Annotated in this window: 1 protein-coding gene; it reads left to right on the top strand. The window is 60.4% G+C overall.

Annotated features, from left to right (window positions below; all coding sequences use genetic code 11):
- A partial coding sequence (gene tnpC, locus ACP7D4_RS28170; RefSeq protein WP_426212742.1) for an IS66 family transposase occupies nt 1-639 on the top strand: 639 nt, incomplete at its 5' end.
- Nucleotides 640-735: the final 96 nt, after the last annotated feature.

Here is a 735-nt window from a genome sequence, read left to right as displayed (position 1 = left end):
CCGCGCAAGCGCGTCGAACACGATTTGACCGAAGCGGAAAAGGTCTGCGCCTGCTGCCAAGGTGCCCTGCACCGCATGGGTGAAGAAACGAGCGAACAGCTCGACATCATTCCAGCGACAGTCCAGGTGTTGCAGCATGTGCGGTTCAAATATGCCTGCCGTCAGTACGACCGCCACGGCGAATCAAGCAAAATCATCACCAGCCCCATGCCAGCCCAGCCTATCCCAGGCAGCAACGCCAGCGCTGGCACGGTGGCTACTATCCTGACGGCCAAATACGCCGATGGGATGCCCCTGTATCGCCAGCACGACTGGCTGCTGCGCGGCGAGGTCGATGTCGCGCGCGGTACGCTGGCCCAATGGTGCATCAAGGCCGGCGTGCTGCTCACGCCGCTCTACGCGGCGCTACGTCAGGAGTTGCTGACAAGCGCATTCATTCATGGCGACGAGACCACGCTGCAGGTGCTCAACGAAGCGGGCCGCAAAGCGCAAAACACATCGTATATGTGGGTCTACCGAACGGCCCTGTGCCACGAACGTCAAGTGGTGCTGTTCGAGTACCAGCCCGGACGTGGCCACGACCATCCAGAACGTTTCCTGCTCGGTTACGAGGGGGTGTTACGTCCTTTGAAATCCTAGGCTCGCCGGGGCGCTAAATCCCGGGCTCTTCGAGGGCGTTCAGTAAGCTTTCACCCATGGCAGCGTGGGACGTCATGCAAAAAAGATAGGCCAGTA

This window comes from Massilia sp. TWP1-3-3 (genome assembly GCF_049897805.1).
Lineage (GTDB): Bacteria > Pseudomonadota > Gammaproteobacteria > Burkholderiales > Burkholderiaceae_D > Telluria_A.
This window is presented reverse-complemented; position numbering and strand designations above follow the sequence as displayed.